The sequence below is a fragment of the Paraburkholderia guartelaensis genome (genome assembly GCF_004353905.1).
Taxonomy (GTDB): domain Bacteria; phylum Pseudomonadota; class Gammaproteobacteria; order Burkholderiales; family Burkholderiaceae; genus Paraburkholderia; species Paraburkholderia guartelaensis.
The window spans coordinates 340,763-362,070 of the sequence record NZ_SMOD01000002.1; the positions used below are offsets into that span (position 1 = coordinate 340,763).

The 21,308-nt window shown below is 64.2% G+C and carries 18 protein-coding genes; 11 read left to right on the plus strand and 7 right to left on the minus strand.

What is annotated here, in order from left to right; translation table 11 throughout:
• Positions 1 to 224: 224 nt before the first annotated feature.
• Positions 225 to 1,082 (plus strand): NADPH-dependent oxidoreductase, encoded by an 858-nt coding sequence (locus tag E1N52_RS03690; RefSeq protein WP_133180273.1) that lies wholly within the window; start codon positions 225 to 227, stop codon positions 1,080 to 1,082.
• A 65-nt stretch (positions 1,083 to 1,147) separates the two neighbouring features.
• Complete coding sequence (locus E1N52_RS03695) at positions 1,148 to 2,059, plus strand: ketopantoate reductase family protein (protein WP_133180275.1); 912 nt, start codon at positions 1,148 to 1,150, stop codon at positions 2,057 to 2,059.
• A gap of 20 nt (positions 2,060 to 2,079) precedes the next feature.
• On the opposite strand, the gene E1N52_RS03700 is transcribed toward E1N52_RS03695, so the two are convergent.
• The 5 genes from E1N52_RS03700 to E1N52_RS03720 all read right to left on the minus strand — a co-directional run bounded on the left by E1N52_RS03700 (position 2,080) and on the right by E1N52_RS03720 (position 8,219).
• Positions 2,080 to 2,529 (minus strand): PaaI family thioesterase, encoded by a 450-nt coding sequence (locus E1N52_RS03700; protein WP_133180277.1) that lies wholly within the window; start codon positions 2,527 to 2,529, stop codon positions 2,080 to 2,082.
• 151 nt (positions 2,530 to 2,680) lie between these two features.
• The gene (gene boxA, locus E1N52_RS03705; RefSeq protein WP_133180279.1) at positions 2,681 to 3,940 is read right to left on the minus strand and encodes a benzoyl-CoA 2,3-epoxidase subunit BoxA; all 1,260 of its coding nucleotides are present in this window, start codon (positions 3,938 to 3,940) and stop codon (positions 2,681 to 2,683) included.
• 52 nt (positions 3,941 to 3,992) lie between these two features.
• Positions 3,993 to 5,420 (minus strand): benzoyl-CoA 2,3-epoxidase subunit BoxB, encoded by a 1,428-nt coding sequence (gene boxB / locus E1N52_RS03710; protein WP_133180281.1) that lies wholly within the window; start codon positions 5,418 to 5,420, stop codon positions 3,993 to 3,995.
• A 39-nt stretch (positions 5,421 to 5,459) separates the two neighbouring features.
• Entirely contained in the window at positions 5,460 to 7,136 is a 1,677-nt protein-coding gene (gene boxC / locus E1N52_RS03715; protein WP_133180283.1) for a 2,3-epoxybenzoyl-CoA dihydrolase, read from the minus strand.
• Between the two features lie 126 nt (positions 7,137 to 7,262).
• On the minus strand, positions 7,263 to 8,219 hold the full coding sequence (locus E1N52_RS03720; protein WP_133180285.1) for a helix-turn-helix transcriptional regulator: 957 nt from the start codon (positions 8,217 to 8,219) through the stop codon (positions 7,263 to 7,265).
• A gap of 129 nt (positions 8,220 to 8,348) precedes the next feature.
• On the opposite strand from E1N52_RS03720, the gene E1N52_RS03725 reads away from it, so the two are divergent.
• The 4 genes from E1N52_RS03725 to E1N52_RS03740 all read left to right on the plus strand — a co-directional run bounded on the left by E1N52_RS03725 (position 8,349) and on the right by E1N52_RS03740 (position 13,450).
• Positions 8,349 to 9,950 (plus strand): benzoate-CoA ligase family protein, encoded by a 1,602-nt coding sequence (locus tag E1N52_RS03725; RefSeq protein WP_133180287.1) that lies wholly within the window; start codon positions 8,349 to 8,351, stop codon positions 9,948 to 9,950.
• A gap of 14 nt (positions 9,951 to 9,964) precedes the next feature.
• Entirely contained in the window at positions 9,965 to 10,786 is an 822-nt protein-coding gene (locus tag E1N52_RS03730) for an alpha/beta fold hydrolase (RefSeq protein WP_133180289.1), read from the plus strand.
• A 283-nt stretch (positions 10,787 to 11,069) separates the two neighbouring features.
• Entirely contained in the window at positions 11,070 to 12,431 is a 1,362-nt protein-coding gene (locus E1N52_RS03735; RefSeq protein ID WP_246088940.1) for a sensor histidine kinase, read from the plus strand.
• Complete coding sequence (locus E1N52_RS03740; RefSeq protein WP_133180291.1) at positions 12,428 to 13,450, plus strand: response regulator; 1,023 nt, start codon at positions 12,428 to 12,430, stop codon at positions 13,448 to 13,450. Before E1N52_RS03735 ends, E1N52_RS03740 begins: the two co-directional genes overlap by 4 nt.
• Before the next feature lie 99 nt (positions 13,451 to 13,549).
• Here the strand turns inward: E1N52_RS03740 and cqsA are convergent, their stop codons facing one another.
• Both cqsA and E1N52_RS03750 read right to left on the minus strand, forming a co-directional pair.
• Entirely contained in the window at positions 13,550 to 14,851 is a 1,302-nt protein-coding gene (cqsA, locus tag E1N52_RS03745) for an alpha-hydroxyketone-type quorum-sensing autoinducer synthase (protein ID WP_133180293.1), read from the minus strand.
• Between the two features lie 589 nt (positions 14,852 to 15,440).
• The gene (locus E1N52_RS03750; protein ID WP_133180295.1) at positions 15,441 to 16,610 is read right to left on the minus strand and encodes a GGDEF domain-containing protein; all 1,170 of its coding nucleotides are present in this window, start codon (positions 16,608 to 16,610) and stop codon (positions 15,441 to 15,443) included.
• Between the two features lie 291 nt (positions 16,611 to 16,901).
• Between E1N52_RS03750 and E1N52_RS03755 the strand changes: the two genes are divergently transcribed.
• The 5 genes from E1N52_RS03755 (at position 16,902) to E1N52_RS03775 (ending at position 21,254) form a co-directional block, all read left to right on the plus strand.
• Positions 16,902 to 17,204: a putative quinol monooxygenase gene (locus tag E1N52_RS03755; protein ID WP_133180297.1), complete on the plus strand. Its 303-nt coding sequence runs from the start codon at positions 16,902 to 16,904 to the stop codon at positions 17,202 to 17,204.
• Between the two features lie 353 nt (positions 17,205 to 17,557).
• Entirely contained in the window at positions 17,558 to 17,908 is a 351-nt protein-coding gene (locus E1N52_RS03760) for a response regulator (RefSeq protein ID WP_133180299.1), read from the plus strand.
• 264 nt (positions 17,909 to 18,172) lie between these two features.
• Positions 18,173 to 18,379: a hypothetical protein gene (locus E1N52_RS03765; protein WP_133180301.1), complete on the plus strand. Its 207-nt coding sequence runs from the start codon at positions 18,173 to 18,175 to the stop codon at positions 18,377 to 18,379.
• A 133-nt stretch (positions 18,380 to 18,512) separates the two neighbouring features.
• Positions 18,513 to 19,019, plus strand: a complete 507-nt coding sequence (locus E1N52_RS03770; protein ID WP_133180303.1) for a PRC-barrel domain-containing protein — start codon at positions 18,513 to 18,515, stop codon at positions 19,017 to 19,019.
• A gap of 102 nt (positions 19,020 to 19,121) precedes the next feature.
• On the plus strand, positions 19,122 to 21,254 hold the full coding sequence (locus E1N52_RS03775; RefSeq protein ID WP_133180305.1) for a phosphocholine-specific phospholipase C: 2,133 nt from the start codon (positions 19,122 to 19,124) through the stop codon (positions 21,252 to 21,254).
• The last annotated feature ends 54 nt before the right edge of the window (positions 21,255 to 21,308 follow it).

A 21,308-nucleotide genomic window follows, 5' to 3' on the forward strand; every position in this document is an offset into this window, starting at 1 on the left:
GGAAAGCGGAAGATGGCGCCGCGGCGCGAAGCAGGTCACTTTCGAACGCATGCGCAGCCTCTGATGATACCGGTCACGCAAGAACTCTGCTGGCGCGCTCGTGGGTCCGTGGGCCCGCGCCGATGAACGCCTGCGCCGATCGCCCGTCCCATGTACCATACGGCGCCTGGTGCCCCGAATATCAGCGCCACGAATCAACTTTCATTTGCCGGAGAAGAAACCCGATGTCCACCGTCACCACGCCCGCACGACCCGCTGCCGATTTCGCCGATGCCGTGCGCGCCCTCGAAGCGCGCTATGGCACGCCGTGGTCCGCGCCGCTGCCGGCCTGGAACGATACGCTCGACACGCTGCTCGCGCACCGCTCGGTGCGCAACTACGCGGACCGCCCGCTGCCCGACGGCACGCTCGAAACGCTGATCGCGGCGGCGCAATCGGCCTCGACCTCGTCGAACCTGCAAACGTGGAGCGTGGTCGCCATCGAAAGCCCCGAGCGCAAAGCGCGCCTCGCCGAGCTAGCGGGCGGCCAGTCGCACGTTCGCGCAGCGCCGCTCTTTCTCGTGTGGCTCGCGGACCTCTCACGCCTCGAAGCGGCCGGCGAGCGTACCGGGGCGAGCGTCGAAGGTCTGCACTACATGGAGACGCTGGTCGTCGGCATGATCGACGCGGCGCTCGCCGCGCAAAACGCCGTGGTCGCGCTCGAATCGCTCGGCATAAGCGCCGTGTATATCGGCGGCATCCGCAATCAGCCTGAGCAGGTGGCCGCGGAACTGGGTCTGCCGCCGCGCGTGCTCCCCGTATTCGGCATGTGCGTGGGCTATCCCGACGAAACACGCCCCGCGGATGTGAAGCCGCGCTTGCCGCAGGAGGTGGTGCTCCATCGCGAGCAATACGATGCGCCTTCGCAAGCGGCCGCAATTGCCCAGTACGACGAAGTCATGGGCGGCTTCCAGACTGCCCAGGGATTGAGCGCGGCGGGCTGGACGGTGCGCTCGCTCGCGCGCTGGCGCAGCCGCGAGTCGCTGCACGGCCGCGACCGCTTGCGCGATGCACTCAACGCGCTCGGCTTCGAGCTGCGCTGAACGCACCGGCACGCCGCGGAACATTTCAGGCAACGAAGCACGCACGCCACACAGGAGAAACGCAAATGAAAGTCGCCGTCATGGGCGCAGGCGCAGTAGGCTGCTTTTACGGCGGCATGCTCGCTCGCGCGGGACACGATGTGGTCTTGATCGGCCGGCCCCAGCATGTCGAGGCCATTACGCGCGACGGGCTGCGCCTCGAAGCGCAGCAGTTCGACGAGCGCATCGGCGCGCCGCACCTCACGGCCAGCACCGAAGCCGCCGCCGTGGCGGGAGCGGACCTCGTGCTGTTCTGCGTGAAGTCGACCGATACCGAAAACGCGGGCGCCGCGATCAAACCGCATCTAGGCGCCGACACGCTCGTGCTCACGCTGCAGAACGGCGCGGATAACGCTGAGCGTCTGCGCACGGTGATCCCGCAGGACGTGGCGGCGGCCGTCGTCTATGTCGCCACGGAGATGGCGGGGCCCGGCCACGTACGCCATCACGGCCGAGGCGAGCTGGTGATCGAGCCTTCGCGCACGAGCGACGCCGTTGCGCGCACGCTCATCGACGCGGGCGTGCCCACGGAAATCTCGCCCAATGTGCGCGGCGCGCTCTGGGCGAAGCTGATCGTGAACTGCGCGTACAACGCGCTCTCGGCGATCACGCAATTGCCTTATGGGCGTCTCGTGAAGGGTGCGGGCGTGAGCGACACGATGCGCGACATCGTGGGCGAATGTATCGCCGTCGCGCAGGCAGACGGCGTGACGCTGCCGCCGGACATGGACAGCGCCGTGACACGCATCGCGCAGACGATGCCGGGCCAATACTCGTCCACGGCGCAAGATCTCGCGCGCGGCAAGCTCAGCGAGATCGATCACCTCAATGGCTATGTCGTGCAACGCGGCGCAGCGCTTGGCGTGCCCACGCCTGCGAATCGCATGCTGCAAACGCTCGTGCGGCTCATCGAGGACAAGGCGCGCTCGGCGATCTAGTTCGCTCCGGTCTCATTGAGTCAGCGGTCGAACACGAGCAAGGTGGAGGTGGCGGACGCGTAGAGCTTGCCCTGCGCATCCGTGATGCTGGCCTCAGTGAAGGCCGCGCGGCGGCCGATACTGAGCACGCGCCCTTCTGCGCGCACGGTGCCGGTGTCGGCGGTCATGGGCCGGTGGTACGCGACCTTCAGCTCCAGCGTGGTGTAGCCCTGAGTCGCGCTGAGGCGCGAATGCGCCGCGCACCCGCACGCGGAATCGAGCAGCGTGGCCGCGTAACCGCCGTGCACCGTGCCGATGGGGTTGTACACGTGCAGACCGGGCGTGCCTTCGAACACGACGCGGCCCTCCTCGACTTCGACCAGCCTGAAGCCAAGCGTTTCGCCAATGGCCGGGCCGCGGCTTCCATGCAGCAAGTGCTGCAACTGTTCGACGCCGGTCAGGCCGGCGGGCATTTCAGCAACGAGGTTCATCGAGGCGATCTCCGTCTGCGGCGCGCGTCTGTTCGCGACTGTGCACGCCTGTGCGATGCGCCATCGTAACCCTTTTCGAACGATCGTGCTTAAATTATCGCGAGCCTTTCACCTGTTTCGATTCAGGCCTCGCTTCACTGCGCCGGACGTTTCAATACGTCTCGAGATGCAGACGCCCTTCCCGCTTGAGTCGATCCCATAACGCCTCCCAAGCCATGCCGTGCTTTTCGGCGATCTCCTGGAGCGCCTGCAGCACGCCGTCTTCCATGCCCTTCAAGCCGCAGACATAGACATGCGTGTTGCCGTCCTTGAGCAGTTGCGCGACTTCCACGGCGCGCTCGCGCATGGCGTCCCGCACATAGCGCCGCGGCTGGCCCGGCGTGCGTGAGAAGGCGAGGTTCGTGTCGATGAAATCTTTCGGCAGATTCATCAGCGGTCCGAAATAAGGCAATTCCTGCTGCGTGCGTGCGCCGAAGAAGAGCATGAGCTTGCCGGTCGCGCCCTTGAGCCTGCGGCGGCGGCGATACTCGGTCATCGCACGCATGGGCGCGGAACCGGTGCCCGTGCAGATCATCAGCAGATGCGAATTCGGATGGTTCGGCATGAGGAAGGTATTGCCGAACGGCCCGATTACGGTCACCACGTCGCCCTTCTTCAGATCGCAGAGATAGTTCGAGCACACGCCATCGGTTGCGTTGCCGCTGTGATCGCGCGTCACGCGCTTCACCGTGAGCGAAACGTTGTTGTAGCCGGGGCGCTCGCCGTCGCGCGGGCTCGCAATCGAATACTGGCGCGCATGATGGGCCCGGCCTTCCGGGGTCGCGCCCGGAGGCAGGATGCCGATGGACTGGCCTTCCAGCACCGGGAACGGCATGGCGCCGAAGTCGAGCACGATGTGATGAATGTCGCTTTCGGTGGCGTCGTCGGTGAGGCGATAGTTGCCGACCACGGTCGCCGTAGTCGGCGCCTTGTGCGTGTAGAGCTGGACATAGGGACGCGCCGCCGACCACGGCGGCACGGTCGAGCCGCGCACCATGTCGGAGCCGCCGACAGGCGCATCGGCGGCATTCGGTGCCGCTTGCGCAACGCTCGCCCCATCGCTCAATTCCTGCGCAACGACTGGCGCCCCCACCGATGGATTCTGCGCGGGCAGTTCGTCCCACGTGTACTGCTCGTCAGTGCTGTATGCCTCGTCCTTGAGCACGTTGCGCCAGTTGTCGATCGCGCCGGTCGGGCACGGCGGCACACACGCCATACAGGCGTTGCAGACGTCGGCCTTCACCACATAGTTGGTGCCGTCGTGCGTGATCGCGTCAACAGGGCACGTTTCCTCGCACGTATTGCAGCGTATGCAGATTTCAGGATCGATCAGGTGTTGCCTGAGAATTTCCACGGGTAGCGGACCGTTCATGATTGTCTCCCACCGCGGCGCGCGAACGCGTGGCTGCGCGCCGCCGCTCCCCTCAGTTAAAGCGCACGTATTCGAAATCGATGGGCTGCCGATTGATGCCCATGGCCGGCGGCGCGATCCAGTTGGCGAACTTGCCCGGCTCGATCACGCGGCCCATGAGCGAGGCCACGTAGGCGCGGTCTTCCGCGGTGGGCAGCCATTTCGCTTCGTTCGCAGCCCATTCGGTCTCGCCGATCACGCGGCCGTCCGGCGACACGCGCACGCCCGCGAACGTGCCGATCTGGCGGTTGAAGGCCTTGTGCGGCACGGTGAGGCGAGCATCGATGCCCGCCTTTTCCAGCACCTTGTTCCAGCGGTTCACGCCCGCAATCGAGTCCTTGATGTAGTCGTCGCGCAGCACTTCGTTCATGGCGTTGAGCATCGGCACTTCGCGCTCCACGAGCTTGCCGTCCTGCACGTCGAGCAAACGGTATTGCTGGCCTTCGAGCTGGTGGTCGTCGTCGCGTTTGGTCTCTTCGTAGCGGCCCTTCAGGCCCGAGCTGTAGAAGGTCGCGGCATTCGACGAGTGATCGGCGCCGAACAGGTCGATCGTCACCGAGTAGTGGAAGTTCAGGTAACGCTGGATCGTTTCGAGGTCGATCACGCCCGCGGCGCGCAAGCGGTTCACGTCGTCGGTCTTCAGCTCGTTCATGACCTGCGCGGTGCGTTGCACGACGCGCGAGATGCCCGACTCGCCGACGAACATGTGATGCGCCTCTTCGGTCAGCATGAATTTCGTCGTACGCGCGAGCGGGTCGAAGCCAGATTCGGACAGCGCCGAAAGCTGGAACTTGCCGTCGCGGTCGGTGAAGTACGTGAACATGAAAAACGCGAGCCAGTCGGGTGTCTTCTCGTTGAACGCGCCGAGAATGCGCGGGTTGTCGTCGTCGCCCGAGCGGCGCCCCAGCAATGCTTCGGCTTCCTCACGGCCATCGCGACCGAAGTAGCGATGCAGCAGATACACCATCGCCCATAGGTGCCGACCTTCCTCCACATTCACCTGGAACAGGTTGCGCAGGTCGTACATGGAGGGCGCGGTGAGGCCGAGATGGCGCTGCTGCTCGACCGAGGCGGGCTCCGTGTCGCCCTGCGTGACGATGATGCGGCGCAGGTTCGCGCGGTGTTCGCCCGGCACGTCCTGCCACGCGGCCTCGCCCTTGTGCGCGCCGAAATGGATCTTGCGATCCGCGTCGCCCGGCGTGAGGAAGATGCCCCAGCGATAGTCAGGCATCTTCACGTGATCGAAGTGCGCCCAGCCGCCCGCGTCGACGCTCACCGCCGTGCGCAGATAGACGTCGTAGCCGTGCGAACCGTCGGGGCCCATGTCGCCCCACCACGAGAGGAAGTTCGGCTGCCACTGTTCGAGCGCGCGCTGCAGCGCGCGGTCGTCGGCGAGGTTGACGTTGTTCGGGATCTTTTCGCTGTAGTTGATCGTGGACATTGCGGTTCCTTGTGGCAAACGCCTTGGCGGATACAGCTATCAAACGCGGGCAACGTCGAACTGCGCCTTGCTGCCTTTGCCGTAGACCTTGAGCGCGCCTTTCTCGCCCACGGCGTTGGGCCGGTTGAAGATCCAGTTCTGCCACGCGGAGAGCCGCCCGAAGATGCGCGTTTCCATGGTCTCCGGCCCGTTGAAGCGCAGATTCGCCTCCAGGCCCGTGAGCGCGTCGGGCGACATGACCGCGCGCTCTTCCAGCGCGAGGCGGATTTCGTCGGACCAGTCGATGTCGTCGGGCGAGGCCGTCACGAGGCCCAGGCGCTCCGCCTCGACCGGCTTGACCGCTTCGCCGATCTTCGCGCGCACGGCATCGAGTGGTTCGGTTTCCTCATAGAAGCGCCGCGCGAGACGCGATTGATGCGTGACCATCGGGTAGAGGCCGAAATTCGCTTCCGAGAGCGTGATGGCCGGTTCTTCGTCTTCGTTCGCGGGCAGCGCGGCCATGTACGTTCGGTCCGCAGCGAACGCGAGTTCGGCGAAGGTGCCGGCGAAGCATGAGCCCGGCTCGATTAGCGCAAACAGCGAACGCGAAGAGACATCGATGCGCGCCAGCGTGCGGCGCAGCATGCCGATGGTCTCGCGCACGAACCAGTGGTCGCGGTGCGCGAGCAGCGCGGCGTCGGCAGCGAGTACGGTGCGTGCGTCGCCTGCGGTCTTCAGAATCCACGTGCCTATGTCGAGCTCGTTGGTGCGCATGGAGAGGATGGCGTCATCCAGCTCGCGCGCGAACTGCAGCGGCCACCACGACGCACCGGCGGCGACGATTGATTCGATATCCGAAACAGGTGCCGCGGCGGGTGCTTTCGCCGTGAACGTCGCGGTGCGCTTCGTGCGGTCGATCGTGACATCGACAGTGGCGTAGCTCAGACCACCGTCGTGCTCCACGCGTTCGATGCGCGGGAGCGCAATGCCCTGCGCGTCTGCGGGACGATCGCTCGCGGCGGCCAGTTCGAGCGCGCGCGCCTGCACGGCCTGGCCGAACTGGTTCGGCTTCACGACTTCATCCACGAGGCGCCAGGCTTTCGCGCGCTCGCCGCGAATGCCTTCCACCACGGTGCAGAAGATATCGGCGCGGTCGTGGCGCACCTTGCGCTTGTCGGTGAGACGCGTGAGGCCACCCGTGCCGGGCAGCACGCCGAGCAGCGGCACTTCCGGCAGCGCCACCGACGACGACCGGTCGTCCACGAGCATGATTTCGTCACAGGCGAGCGCGAGTTCGTAACCGCCTCCGGCACACGCGCCGTTCACGGCCGCAATGAATTTCAGGCCCGAATGGCGCGACGAATCTTCCATACCGTTGCGCGTTTCGTTGGTGAACTTGCAGAAGTTGACCTTCCAGGCATGAGTGGAGAGGCCGAGCATGAAGATGTTGGCGCCCGAGCAGAACACGCGGTCCTTCAGGCTGGTCAGGACGACCGTGCGGACTTCCGGATGCTCGAAGCGGATGCGCTGGAGGGCATCGTGCAGTTCGATATCGACGCCGAGGTCGTACGAGTTCAGCTTCAGCTTGTAGCCGTCGCGAATGCCGCCGTCTTCGGCGATATCGATGCCGAGTGTCGCCACCGCGCCGTTGAACGTGAGCTTCCAGTGCCGGTACTGCGAGGGATCGGTGCGGTAATCGACCCGCTGCGGGGCGACGGCGGTTTCGGCTGCGGCCATGAGCGTCTCCTGTCTACACATCGTTTCAATGAACGATAGTGCAATGGAATGCTCATGTAAAGCACATTAGTGCATTTTAATGCATGAAAGGGGTAAACCCGCGATGCCGCAGCCCTCGCCCGCCACTTACTCGATGCGGGGCGCCTCCGCGGCCAGCCGGGCGGCAAGCCGATCGCGCAGTTGCAGGTACGCGTCGGCGAGCGTCTTTTCGCTGGTGTCGAAGGTCATGTCGGCGCGGCCATACAGTTCGCTGCGGCCGGCCAGGATGCGTTTGAGGTCGTCCATCGCCTCGCTGTTGCCCGAGTTGCCCGACATGGGCCGCAGGTCGCCCTGCGCCACGACGCGGCGCATGTGCTCTTCAGGCGCGGCCTGCAGCCAGACCGTGAAGCAATGCGCGAGCAGCACGTTGAACGTGGCGGGCTCGGAAACGAGGCCGCCCGGGGAGGCGATCACGGCGCGAGGATGCTCCGCGATCACGGCCTCCAGCGCCCGGTGCTCGTAGCGGCGATAAGCGCTCGCGCCATACAGCGAATGGATCTCCGAAGGGGGACAGCCCGCCAGCTGTTCGATCACCCGCGTCAGCTCGACGAACGGCACCTTCAGCTCCTGCGCGAGCATGCGCCCGAGCGTGGACTTGCCCGCGCCGCGCAGGCCGATGAGCGCGATGCGCTCGTTGCGGTGCGGGTCGGCGCTAGTGTGCGAGAACATCTCGGCGAGCGCCACGCGCGCGCGCTGCAAGGCAGCCGGATCGCGCCCCTGCAGCAACTCGCGGATCAGGAGCCATTCCGCCGACGAGGTCGTGACGTCGCCGATCACCTCGGCGAGCGGGCAGTTCAGCGTGGTCGCGATCTGCCGCAACACCAGCACGGAGGCATTCCCCACCCCGGACTCCAGATTCGCCAGATGCCGCTCCGAGAGCCCGGTTTCCGCCGCCAGCGTCTTGCGCGTCATGCCGCGCCGCGCGCGCAACATGCGAACGCGCTCGCCCATGGCGGTCAGGAACGGATCGCGTTCGGTGCGCTCGCCGCGCGAGGCGTCGTCGGCGGCTTCCGCTGGCGGCTCGGCAATGTAAGTTTGCTTCATCTTAGGGAATCCCTGAACCCGTGTTTGTGTACTATAGTGCTTGACATGCATTTTGCTAACGGCTAATTTTCCGCGAAAAGGTTGATCGACGACAAATCCGATCGAATCAGACTGAGCGGAGACAACACCGTGCCAATCCCAGCAGCGTCGCCGGAATACACCGCGGCCGTGCCGCCGCCCGCGCAATTCAACTTCGCCGCGCACCTGTTCTCGCTCAACGCCGCGCGCGCCGCGAAGACCGCTTATATCGACGACACGCTCGCGCTGAACTACGGCGAACTCGAAACGCAGGCCCGCCGCTTCGCGGCCGCCATGCGCGCGGTGGGCGTCCACACGGAAGAACGCGTTCTGCTCGTGATGCTCGACACCGTCGAGCTGCCGATTGCGTTTCTCGGCGCGCTCTATGCCGGTATCGTGCCGGTGGTCGTCAACACGCTGCTCACACCGGCCGACTATGTGTATATGCTCACGCACAGCCGCGCGCGCGTGGTGATCGCGTCGGGCGCGGTGCTGCCCGCCGTGAGCGCCGCGCTGGCCGAAGCGCAATGTGAGGACTGCCAGTTAATCGTTTCGCAGCCTGCTTCCCGGTCGGTTCCGCATGAACCACAAAGCGTCCTCGCCGATCTGATCGCGCGCGCCGAACCCGCCCCGCGCGCGGCGCAAACGGGCGGCGACGACATCGCGTTCTGGCTCTACTCATCGGGATCGACGGGCAAGCCCAAAGGCACGGTGCATACGCACGCCAATCTCTACTGGACCGTCGAGACCTACGCGAAGCCCATTCTCGGCATACGCGAAAACGACATCGTCTTTTCGGCGGCCAAGCTGTTCTTCGCCTATGGCCTCGGCAACGGCCTTTCGTTTCCGCTCTCGGTAGGCGCCACCACGATCCTGATGGCCGAACGCCCCACTGCCAACGCCGTATTCGCGCGCCTCGTGCAGCACCGGCCTACGGTGTTCTACGGTGTGCCCACGCTCTACGCGAGCATGATGGCTTCGCCCAGCCTGCCCGCACGCGCCGACGTCGCGCTGCGAGTGTGCACGTCCGCGGGCGAAGCGCTGCCGCGTGAAGTGGGCGAGCGCTTTAGGGAGCATTTCGGCAGCGACATTCTCGACGGCCTCGGCTCCACGGAAATGCTGCACATCTTTCTCTCGAACCGGCCAGGCGCGGTCGAATACGGCACCACGGGCCGCCCCGTGCCCGGCTACGAAATCGAACTGCGCGACGAGACCGGCGCGCTCGTGCCCGACGGCGAGATCGGCGACCTCTTCATCCGCGGACCGAGCGCGGCCGTGATGTACTGGTGCAATCGCGAGAAGTCGCGCGCGACCTTCCTCGGCGACTGGGTGAAAAGCGGCGACAAGTACCGGCGCCTGCCGGGCGGCGCCTATGTCTATGCGGGCCGCAGCGACGACATGCTCAAGGTGAGCGGCCAGTATGTCTCGCCCATCGAAGTGGAAATGGTCCTCATGCAGCACGACGCGGTGCTCGAAGCGGCCGTGATCGGCGTCGATCAGGGCGGCCTCGTGAAGACCTGTGCGTTCGTCGTCCTCAAGCAAACGGCAGTGGAAACTTCGCACAACGCGTTGGCCGAGCAGTTGAAGGCGTTCGTGAAAACACGGCTCGCGCCGCACAAGTATCCGCGCGACATTCTGTTCGTCGACGATCTGCCGAAAACGGCGACCGGTAAAATCCAGCGTTTCCGTCTGCGTCAGCAGTTTCAGTCGTGACAGCGACAAGCGCCATGAACGAAAGCGAATTCGCCGATCTGCCCGCCACGTCTGGGCGCGATGCGCTGCGCATCGAATATCGCTGGATCGGCGCGGCCGCCAGCGATGCGCCGCTCGCCGTGTTCCTGCACGAGGGTCTCGGCTCGATTGCGATGTGGAAGGACTGGCCCGCTGCGCTTTGCGAGCGCCTCGGCATGCGCGGGCTCGTCTATTCGCGCCCGGGTTATGGGGGTTCCACACCGCGCGCGCAAGGCGTGAAATGGCCGGTCGATTTCATGTCGGCGCAGGCGCGCGATGTTTTACCTGCGCTGCTCGACGCACTCGGCGTAAGCGCTGGCGAACGCAAACGCATGTGGCTGATCGGTCATAGCGACGGCGCATCGATCGCCCTGCTCTACGCCGCCGCTTTCCCCGAAGCGCTCGCGGGCGCGGTGGCGATTGCGCCGCACGTGTTCGTCGAAGACATTTCGGTCGAAAGCATCGGCGAGGCGAAGGTTGCGTACGAAACGACCCGCCTGCGCGAAAAACTCGCGCGCTATCACGACGATGTCGATTCCGCGTTCTACGGCTGGAACGATATCTGGCTCGATCCCGCCTTCCGGTCCTGGAACATCGTCGGCGAACTGGCGTCGATTCGCGCGCCGTTGCTCGCCGTACAGGCGCTCGACGACCACTACGGCACCATGGCGCAAATCGAGGCGATTGGCGCGGCCGTGCCGCACGCGCGCGTCCACGCGCTCGCGCAGGGCGGCCATTCCCCGCATCGCGACGCGCCGCAGACGCTGGACGACGTCATCGAGCAATTCATCTGGGCACAGTGGAAGCCCGCGGCCTGAACACACCTCATCGTCCCCGCAACACCCTCCAGCGCGCGTCGAATGCCTCCAATCAGGGGCAAATCGATGCACCACGCATAACACACCCCTCCAGCACGGTACCGAAGCCCATCCAAGGCCAAACTAAGGGCCAAACCCGCCTCATCGTTGCAATCCTTTGGTGATATTGTCTTTCTTTGCGGGGTGGAGACGGGGTCCGACCACGCGAACCCAACGGCAAAACGGGGCACCAAAAAAGCGAGACGCAAGAAGACCGGCCGGAACACGCGCGCCGGCCAGAACGATGAGCGATTCCATCCTGATGAACGTTTCAAGAACCTCGGTGCGACTGAGGCGAGCCTGGGCGTCGATGCGTCCGCGCTTCGTGCGCGCCTTCGCGCCCGCGCTGCGCAACCTGCAATACGTGAAGCGCCGCATGCGCCCGCTTGCCGTCGTGGCGAGCGTCGGCTTCCCGCTTTACTACTACGTCTGGAAAGACCTCTTTCCTCAGCCGTATGAAAATCTCACGCTGCGCCTGATCGGCTCGCTTCTGTTCGTGCCGATTCTGGCGTTCGAGCGCTGGCCCGCCGCGCTGAAAAAGCTGCTGCCGTGGTACTGGTACTTCTGCACGCTCTACGCACTGCCGTTCTTTTTCACGTTCATGCTGCTCAAGAACAACGGCAATGAAGTGTGGGTGGAGAGCGCGCTGATCGCGGCGTTCGTGATGGTCCTGCTGCTCGACTGGCTCATGCTCGTGCTGCAGTTTCTCGTGGGCATCAGCCTCGCGGTGATCGCGTATTGCCTCACCACGTACCCCATCGTGCTCGGGCCGAACTACCTCACGCATCTGGCGATCTTTTCGTTTGCGGTGGCGATCGGCGCGGTGGCCAATTACGATCAGGACCGCATTCAGATCGAACAGGAGCGCGCGATGCTGGCCACGGCGGGCAGCGTGGCGCACGAACTGCGCACACCGCTCGTGGCGATACGCGTGGGCGCTGCAGGCCTCATGCGCTATTTGCCCGCGCTGCTCGACACCTATCAACTCGCCCAGCGCAGCCGCTTGCCCGTGCCTAAAATACGCGTGGCGCATCTGCATTCCCTGCAAGGCGTGGTAGGCCGCATTGAGCAAGAAGCACTGCATTCGAATGCGATCATCGACATGCTGCTCGCCACGGCGCGCTTCACGGGCGGCAACATGCAAAACGCAACGACGTGTTCGATCGTGCATTGCGTGGAAACCGCGCTCGCGCGTTTTCCGTTTCGCGAAGGCGACCGGCGTCGGGTAATCTGCAATCTGCGCCCCGATTTCGAATTCCACGGATCCGAGATGCTTACCGTTCACGTGCTCTTCAATCTGCTCAAAAATGCCTTCCGGCATATGGGCAGCATCGAAGGCGCGCAGATTTCGATTCGTCTTGAATCAGGGCAACGGTCCAATCGTTTGATTTTCAGCGATACGGGCACCGGTATTTCCCCTGAGGTATTGCCGCACATCTTCACGCGCTTTTATACTTCGACAACCGCCACCGATGACGTGTCGCTCGGAGCAGGAATCGGGCTGGCATTCTGCCGCGATGTCATGCAAGCGATGGGTGGAGCAATTAGCTGCTCTTCCGTAAAAGGCGAATATACCGAGTTCGTTTTGACATTCCCTGCGCCATGACGAAAGCCATTCAGCCGTTCTCCTATCCGACCACCGTCGCCTTCGTCGACGACAGCGCCGCGTTCCTTTCGAACCTGAGCCTGCAACTCGACCCCGACCTGGCCTTCCGCCTGTTCAGTTCGCCCTCTGAGGCGCTGAAGTTCCTCAACGGCCGTACGCACGACCGTGCGGCGGAGCCTATCTTCAGCCCTTATCTCGACCGTACTGAAGAAAACGATGCGCACCAGGTCATCGCCATGCGCGTCGATGCGATACGTAGCCTCGTACATAACGCTTCGCGCTTCGAGTCGGTTTCGGTCGTGGTGGTCGATTACGACATGCCCGAACTCAACGGCATGGAGTTTTGCCGCCGCATTACCGATCCGTCGATCAGGAAAATCGTGCTGACCGGGAAAGCCGACGAGCACGTGGCCGTGAAGAGCTTCAACGAAGGGCTGATCGATCGCTTCATCCGCAAGCATGAAGTCGATGCCGTGGAAACGCTGAATCAGGCGATCGACGATATGCAGCGCGCTTATTTCGACCGCTGTTGCAGCACGGTGCTCGACGCGCTCGCCGTTTCCGAATATGCCTTCCTCAAGGATCATGCGCTCGCTGCGCACGTGAAGGGCATCGCCGATTCATTGGGCATCGTCGAGCACTATCTCTCGTACCAACCGCACGGACTCCTGATGTTCGACGGTGTCGGCACCGCCTACCTGCTCGTCATTCACACCGACGAATCGCTGCGCGGCGTGCGCGAAATCGCCGTCGAACAAGGTGCGCCCATCAGCTTCCTCGCCGAACTGGACAGCCGTCGCAGCCTGCCTTATTTCTGGCGCACGGAAGGCTATTACCCGTCACAGTGCATGGAATGGCAGCCGTATATGCACCCCGCATCGGAGTTTCACGGCGACCGCCGTTATCTCTACGCGGTGGTAAAGAAGCCGGCGGGGCTCGCGCTCGACAACGTGCTGCCCTACGACCGGCATCTCGACCAACTGGACCGCGAGATCCAGGCGGCGTGGGACTCGCCCTGATTTACGGCACTGATTGATGGTACGTATTCCTCAAGCTGTCAATCAGGCGCACCCCACGCTACCGCTGTCTCGCTCCACGCCGGCTCAATCGCGCACGGCTCAAGCCGCCACGGCCACCATCGGCATGTTCACCACAGCCTGCGGCATACGCACCCGCGCACGGCCCGCGTTGCGTTCGTTGCGGCGCGTGGACGGCCAGTTCCACATCTGCACCTCGTCACGAATCTCCGCGCACACTTCCACGAGCCGCTCCAGTTCCTCTTCGCACAGCGCCGCGTTGAGCGAGAGCCGCACGAGCGAGCGGTTCTGCGCCGTGGCAGGGGCACAGAACACCGAACCAAAAATGCCGCGCGCTTCGAGCGCGTCGCGCAGGATGATCGTCTGCGGCTCCGGCCCGGCTTCGAGCGCGATGATCTGCGTTTCGCTGCCGTTCAGGTTGTAGCCAAGCTCGGCAAGCCGTGAACGCACATAGCGCGCGTTGGCAGCGACGCGCGCGCGCCGCCAGTCTTCGCGTTCGATCACGTCGAGCGTCGCCGCGAGACCCGCCGTTTCATGCGGCAGCAGCGTCGAGCTGAAAATGGCAGGCAGCGCCTCGCACTTGAAATACTCCTGGAAGCGGCGCGAACAGCTGATGATGCCCGCGCGCCCGGCAAACGCCTTCGCGAGACTCGCGGTGCGGAAATGCACGCGGTCGATGAGCCCGAGTTCGGCCACCATCCCCGCGCCGTGCGGGCCATGCGTGCCGAGCGAATGCGACTCGTCGACGACCAGCACGCAGTCGTGCTCGGCGCACACCTCGGCGATGGCCGCGAGCGGCGCCACGCTGCCGTTGGTGCTGTACACCGAATCGACGATCACGATCCCGGCCCCGTAGCGCTGGATGCGCTGCTCGAGGTGATCGACATCGTTGTGGAAGAAACTAATCGCGCGTGCGCCGGCGCTGCGGATGCCTTCCCACAGCGACATATGCGCCATCATGTCGACGTACACCGGTGTCTGAGCATTGGCGATCGATTGAATCAGCCCCGTATTCGCGGCAAACCCCGACTGGCACAACACACTCGCTTCGGCCCCCATGTACGACGCGAAGCGGTCTTCGAGCACGAGTTGCGGGCAGTCGTCGCCGTGCAGGAACACCCCCGACATCAAGAGCCCGTTACCCTCCGAGCGGATGCTCATGCACATTGCATCGAGAATCTCAGGATGACGTGCAATCGAAAGGTAATCATTACTTGAAAGATGCAAGGCATCAGCATTGGCAACGCGGCCCTTCATGATGTGGCCCCCGGCCCAGCTTTCCTGCACGCGCTCGGTGTAGTACCGATCGACACGTGCTGCGAGGAATGCGGGCAATGCCGCGTCGTTGTTGTGTGCGCTACGCCAATTGCTACCAACTTTCATCTCAGGCTCCTTGTGGTTAAAGGCCGCCCCCGGAGGCGACTTGTCTGGTCAGGATGGATACCGGGAGGCTGGCCCGTAATGTGCCCGCAGCGAATCGACACGCGTGTTGAGGCACGACGTGCGCGTTCCGGCAGCGGACTTTTGAATGTGGGTGATGCAATGACTGGCGAGCGCGTGAGTCGCGGCGCGCGGCGGGGAGTGGTCACGGCCGGCGGCGCCAGAGCGCGCTTGAGAGAAAACCAATGCGGGCGCTGGGCGCCGGGAGCAGGCGCCTTCATATCCGCACGAATCCCGCTTCGCGTGATCGTCACTGGTTACAAGGGAAGAAACGCCCGCCCGAAAATATTTGAGGCGCGCCACGCAGGCCATCTGGACCATGCACGTCATGCAGCGAAAGCACCTTCACGCTGCATGCAATATCAGTCGCGCCATTGATAATTATCGTTTAAAAACAGCGCTGTTAAGAACTTCGCAGTGCGCAACTATGCGTAGCGCATGGAGTTTCGACAAGGTTTTCCCATCGCGCCGCGAAAGGGCGCGAGCGTTGATTCACAATGCATAGATTGCGCGAAGGAGACCGACAGGACCGTCAGATGGAGACGACGCGGTCGCGCCCGCGTGACTTGGCGACATAGAGCGCGGCGTCGGCGCGCGCCATCAACGTGGTGAGCGAGTCTTGCGGCTGGAATTCATCCACGCCCGCACTGAATGTCAGGCCGTCATGGACATCCTGTGCGGACTCGCGAGCTTGAACGTCGGCGCTGCGGCGCACCGAGAGCGTCAACACGCGCAATTCATCGAGACGCCTCACGGCGTCGTCGCGTGTCATGTCCACGAAGAGCAACGCGAATTCCTCGCCGCCCAGGCGGCCGAATACATCCTCTACCCGCACACCGCTCTTCACGACGCGGCAGAACTGCGCGAGCACGCGGTCACCTGTGGCGTGTCCGTAGCGGTCGTTGATCGACTTGAAGTGATCGATGTCGAGAATCGCGAGCGTGATCCGCTGGCCCTTGTCGCGTGCGGCTTCGAGCAACGTGTTCGCCTGCGCGAGAAAGGCGCGGCGCGTGAGCGCGCCGGTCAACTCGTCCTGGTTCGCGAGACGTTCGAGCCGCTCGGCCATGCGGTCGTGCGCGAGCAGAACCATGCCGACCGAAAGCGCGGGCAGCACGAGGATGCCGAGCGCGAGCCATGCCACATTGAGCGGCGTGAAGTCGAGCAGCCCATACTGCTTCACGAAACCGCTGCCGTACATCGCGCCGCGCAGCGCGTGCGCGAACGCGCCCAGCCAGGCCGCGAGGGTCACGAACCGGTAGCTGTATACCGGGCGCTCAGGCGGGCGGCAACGCAGCGCGAGCCAGCCGAGCGACGCGTAAATGGCCGCATGAAATGCGGAGACGACCGCCACGCGCGCGCCGAGACTGGGCGTCACCCAATACCACCAGACAATGCCCGTTGCCAGCGCAACGGTTCCCGCGTAGGCGAGCGGCACGCGCGGCTTGAGCCCGAAGAACTGGCGGCAGCCCTCGAGCATGCGCACCACGGCGAGCGCCAGCAACGTATTCGAAACGAACACGGTGAGGATAGGCATGCCAAGCCGTTGCAGGCCCGCAAGCAGGAGCGCCACGCTCGCCATCGCATAGGCGCCGATCCACCGCCCGACGCCGGGAATACCCGCAGGCCGCAGCGAGCCGAGAATGGCCAGGCTCATGATGCTCGAAAGCACCGTGACGAGAAGGATATTGACCGGATCTAACATGTACGGCGTGGTCTGAAGATATGCCTGAGTTTACGGCATCATTTTGAAAAACATTCGCCCTGGCCCCGTATAGAGGGTTTATTCGAAACCGGGTGGCTGGCCGGGTGACGCGCGGCTGTGACCCGGCGTAGTGTGAACAAACCATGAATCTTCGCGATTCTATTTGGACTACGAATCGTAATCTTCACGCGGGCAAGCCGGAGAAACCCGCTCCACTCTCCCGGCGCTTGACGAACGCCCCGAATGACCGCGACCATGCCTGAGACGCCACGACGTAACAGGAGCCATGTCATGACCCAACATGCGTTGTACGTCGAGCTGCACGCGCAGCCCGGCAAGGAAGAGGAACTGGCGGCATTTCTCGCGAGCGCGAAGCCGCTGGTCGATGCGGAGCCCGCCACGCTGGCCTGGTTCGGCGTGCGCTTCGACGCAACGACGTTTGCGATCTTCGACGCATTCGACGATGAAGCCGGCCGCGACGCGCATCTGAACGGCCAGGTGGCCGCGGCATTGATGGCGCACGCGGGCGAACTGCTGGCCGCGCCGCCACAGATCCGCCGCGCCGACGTGCTCGCCGACAAGCTTCCCGCCTGAACCATCGCCAGATTGCCCGAGAGGACGTGCGCGCGCCCACGTCCCTTCCCGCCCCCCGTAAATAGGGCGCACAAGCAATGACGGCAGGAATGACATCTGCGGGAGATGTCGCGATCTTCGAAGGAGAAGCCGATGAAGCCTGCTTCCGACGCCACCGTCCAACGAGGCGCAGCGACGCAAGGATGACGACCGAAACCGGGACGATGCCGACCGCGGATCTTGATTGCGCGGTACGGGAACAGAAATTGCGCGCTGCGGGACGGCCGTCGGACACCCTCGACCCGCCGCGACGCGATCGCGAAGAACAAAGGCACGTCCGCCTTGATCGGCCGGGCCGCTTACGCAAGAAACGCATGGCTACCGTATTACTCGTTGACGACGACATGAACGCACTCGATGCGCTCAAGGAACTGGTCGGGCAGGAAGGTTATCGGGTCAGAACCGCCGCTGACGGTTCGGATGCGCTGCAAAGCGCGCTCGACGATCCTCCCGATGTCGTGATCTCCGACTGCATGATGCCGCGCATGGACGGTCTCTCGCTCATGCGAGAAATGAGGCGCAGCAGCAAGCTCGCGAACGTGCCGCTCGTGCTCGTCTCCGCGCTCGTCACCCTGCCCCCCGACGCCGACGTCGTGGGCTTCCTGCGCAAGCCCTTCGCGGTGTCGCAACTGCTCGACATCCTCCACCGGGTCGCCACGCCCTGACTAGCGCCCTCCTGCACCGCATGAACGATTTACATCATCGTTGTAGCGACTGATGCGACACAGGGGCGCGCAACGCGCCCCCCTCGCGGGCGTTTCCTTGATTCGGGTTCCTGACCGGTTATCGATCGATAGTCGCGTCTGGCACGCCACGGCATGACCGATGCTGTGGAATCGGCGTGGCCGGTCCATGTCGGTCCGGCGCGGGATCGAACCCTCAACCCGTATCGCGTCGCAATGCGATGCGCATATCCAAGGGAGGTCGAAATGAGCGAATACGCAGGCCGCTCGCACGACGAGCGCGTGGCACAACGCAAGCGTGAGAAAAAGGGCGCCACGGAGCCGCCTGGCGGCGATATGGCGGTGCACGGCACCGAGCCCGACGCCACCCACAGCAGCGGCGAACTCTCAGAGCAAGGCAAGGAAGTGTGGCGCAAAGGCGCGGGCCTGGACGGCGGCGGCAAGAGCGACTGAATCCCTGCAAGCCGTCACGACCGCTCGGGCGCATCGTTGCGCCCTCAACTTCCGCAACCTCTTCGATAACCGGCGCGCGCCGCGCGCGGGAAACCCCCGGCGTGCGCGTGTCATCATGAACAAGGAGAACATCATGGCCTACTCTCAAACCCCAATCGGTTCAGCGCCGCGCAGCGACGGTGCCCGTATTGTCGGCCGCGACCGCTCGGCAACGCCTGGGCCGGGCCCGGAAGTGATGGCGGCCAGCACGCTGGACGGCGACCGCGTGCTGAGTTCGGACGGCGACGAAGTCGGCAAGGTCAAGGAAATCATGCTCGACGTGGAAAGCGGCCGCATTGCCTACATGGTGATATCGAGCGGCGGCTTTCTCGGCATTGGCGACAAGCTGCTCGCAGTGCCGTGGAATGCCCTCACGCTCGACGCGGCACGCAAATGCTTCGTGATCGCACTCAACTCCGAGCGCGTGAAGAACGCGCCGGGCTTCGACAAGGGCGAGTGGCCCTCGATGGCCGATCGCACCTGGGCCAGTTCCGTGCACCAGTACTATGGCCGGGAGCCGTACTGGGGCAACGACGCCGCGAGCCTGCCGCTGGACGAACCAGGGCGCGAGCCGCCGGAGGCCGGTGGCGTGAAGCTCTGACGAGCGCGCACACTTACACACAACGGTTCATCGAGCGCCCGCGGCGGCGCCAACGTGTCATGCTAATGGTCGCGAGCACAACGACAACAACGCGAACACACCATGACTTCGATGGACCGCCGTGATTTTCTTCGCGCCGCCGCCGCGGGCGCGACGCTCAGCGTGGCTTCGCCCGCCATCCAGCGGGCGCTGGCCATTCCTGCAAACAACGCAACCGGAACGATTGAAGACGTGCGGCACATCGTCGTCTTCATGCAGGAAAACCGCGCGTTCGATCACTACTTCGGCACGCTGCCGGGTGTGCGCGGCTTCTCGGACCGCATCACGATTCCCTTGCCCGACGGCGCCAACGTATGGCAACAGAGCGACGGCACACGCACGCTGCTGCCGTTCTACCTGGACAGCCGCAAAGGCAACGCGTTGCTCGCAGGCGGCGCGCATAACTGGGCGGACGCCCACGAGGCCTGGGACCACGGCCGCATGACGCATTGGCCGAAATTCAAGGGCGACGCCTCGATGGGCTATTTTCAGGCCTCGGACCTGCCGTTTCATTTCGCGCTCGCCAATGCCTTCACGATCTGCGACGCCTACTATTGCTCGTTGCACGGCGGCACCAATTCGAACCGGCTTTTTCTGTTCACCGGCACGAATGGCCCCACGGCCTCGCCTTATGCCGTGGTCGACAACAATGGCTGGGACAACATCGGCGCGCCGTCCACGGGCCTGAAATGGACCACCTATCCAGAACGGTTGCAGGCCGCAGGGGTGACGTGGAAGGTGTACGAAAACCAGCCCGATAACTACACGGATAATCCGCTCGTCGGGTTCGCGAGCTATCGCAAGGTGCTCGAGGCAATCGAAGGCTCGCCCAATGTGCCATGGACCCCGGCGCTCGACGCCCGCGAGCCGCTCTACAAGGGCGTCGGCAATACGATGCCCGACGGCGGCTTCCTGCAGGCGCTCAATGACGACATTGCGGCGAACCAGTTGCCCCAGGTGAGCTGGATCATCGCGCCGCAGGCCTATTCCGAACACCCCGCCGTTTCGACGCCGGGCCAGGGCGCGTACTATCTGCAGAAGCTACTCGAGGCGCTGACGCGCAACCCGGACATCTGGAGCAAGACCGTGCTCTTCGTGAACTTCGACGAGAACGATTGCTTCTTCGATCACATGCCGCCGCCTTGCCCGCCCTCGCCCATCAAGGACGGCGAGTACGCAGGCAAATCCACGGCCAGTACGCGCCACGAATACTTCACCATGCCGAACCCTCCCGGCGACGGCAAACCGGTCAAGCCAGACGGCCTGCCGTTCGGGCCCGGACCACGCGTGACGATGATCGTCGTCTCGCCGTGGAGCACGGGCGGCTACGTGAACTCAGAAGTCTTCGATCACACGTCGGTGCTGCGTTTCATCGAAATGCGCTTCGGCGTACGCGAGCCGAATATCAGCCCGTGGCGGCGCGCGGTATTCGGCGATCTGACCTCGGCATTCAATTTCAGCACACCGAACGAAACGCCCGTGCAGGCGTTTTCCGCCCCCACGAAGGCCGACGCCGATGCGCTGAACAAACAACAGAACGCGCTCAAGCCCGTGCCCGTGCCACAGCCCGACATGCAGACCATGCCTCAGCAGGCGCGCAAGGCGCGGCCTTCGCGCGCCCTGCCGTATCGCCTCAATGTGGATGCGAGCGTCGACGGGCGTCGTCACAAGATTCAACTGGAATTTGGCAACGAAGGAAAAGCAGGCGCCGTCTTTCACGTGTACGACACGCTTCACCTCGACAAGTCACCGCGCCGCTACACCGTCGAAGCAGGCAAGGCACTGCGCGATACGTGGACGCCCACCGCCGCTGACGACGGCGCATACCGCCTGTGGGTGCTTGGCCCGAACGGCTTTCATCGCGCATTCGAGGGCAATGTGCGCGCGGCGGTGCATGGACCCAATCCCGAAGTGCGCGTGCGCTATGACGTCGCGAACAATGCGCTCGAACTGAGCATCGTGAATCGCGCGAGCGCGGCTTCGAACGTGAGCGTGGCGGCCAATGCCTACCGCAGCGACGGGCCCTGGACTTACGCCTTGCGCGCCGGCGAGCAGGTCCGGTCGAACTGGGCGCTCGCGGATTCGGGTGGCTGGTACGACTTCACGCTGAGCGCGGAGAACGGTGTGCTACGGCGCTTCGCGGGCCGTGTGGAAACCGGCAAGGACAGCGTGAGCGATCCGGCGATGGGTGCTTGAGGCGCCTGGGAAACATACAAAGCGCCTGCGCAGTACACTGCCCGTTCCCTTCAC

Coding starts and splice junctions, on each gene's coding strand:
- E1N52_RS03690 (WP_133180273.1), top strand. CDS start 225: ATGTCCACCGTCACCACGCCCGCACGACCCGCTGCCGATTTCGCCGAT.
- boxB (WP_133180281.1), bottom strand. CDS start 5,420: ATGTCCACGATCAACTACAGCGAAAAGATCCCGAACAACGTCAACCTC.
- cqsA (WP_133180293.1), bottom strand. CDS start 14,851: ATGAAAGTTGGTAGCAATTGGCGTAGCGCACACAACAACGACGCGGCA.
- E1N52_RS03750 (WP_133180295.1), bottom strand. CDS start 16,610: ATGTTAGATCCGGTCAATATCCTTCTCGTCACGGTGCTTTCGAGCATC.
- E1N52_RS03755 (WP_133180297.1), top strand. CDS start 16,902: ATGACCCAACATGCGTTGTACGTCGAGCTGCACGCGCAGCCCGGCAAG.
- boxC (WP_133180283.1), bottom strand. CDS start 7,136: ATGGCCGCAGCCGAAACCGCCGTCGCCCCGCAGCGGGTCGATTACCGC.
- E1N52_RS03700 (WP_133180277.1), bottom strand. CDS start 2,529: ATGAACCTCGTTGCTGAAATGCCCGCCGGCCTGACCGGCGTCGAACAG.
- E1N52_RS03740 (WP_133180291.1), top strand. CDS start 12,428: ATGACGAAAGCCATTCAGCCGTTCTCCTATCCGACCACCGTCGCCTTC.
- E1N52_RS03695 (WP_133180275.1), top strand. CDS start 1,148: ATGAAAGTCGCCGTCATGGGCGCAGGCGCAGTAGGCTGCTTTTACGGC.
- E1N52_RS03775 (WP_133180305.1), top strand. CDS start 19,122: ATGACTTCGATGGACCGCCGTGATTTTCTTCGCGCCGCCGCCGCGGGC.
- E1N52_RS03765 (WP_133180301.1), top strand. CDS start 18,173: ATGAGCGAATACGCAGGCCGCTCGCACGACGAGCGCGTGGCACAACGC.
- E1N52_RS03730 (WP_133180289.1), top strand. CDS start 9,965: ATGAACGAAAGCGAATTCGCCGATCTGCCCGCCACGTCTGGGCGCGAT.
- E1N52_RS03760 (WP_133180299.1), top strand. CDS start 17,558: ATGGCTACCGTATTACTCGTTGACGACGACATGAACGCACTCGATGCG.
- E1N52_RS03770 (WP_133180303.1), top strand. CDS start 18,513: ATGGCCTACTCTCAAACCCCAATCGGTTCAGCGCCGCGCAGCGACGGT.
- E1N52_RS03720 (WP_133180285.1), bottom strand. CDS start 8,219: ATGAAGCAAACTTACATTGCCGAGCCGCCAGCGGAAGCCGCCGACGAC.
- boxA (WP_133180279.1), bottom strand. CDS start 3,940: ATGAACGGTCCGCTACCCGTGGAAATTCTCAGGCAACACCTGATCGAT.
- E1N52_RS03735 (WP_246088940.1), top strand. CDS start 11,070: ATGAGCGATTCCATCCTGATGAACGTTTCAAGAACCTCGGTGCGACTG.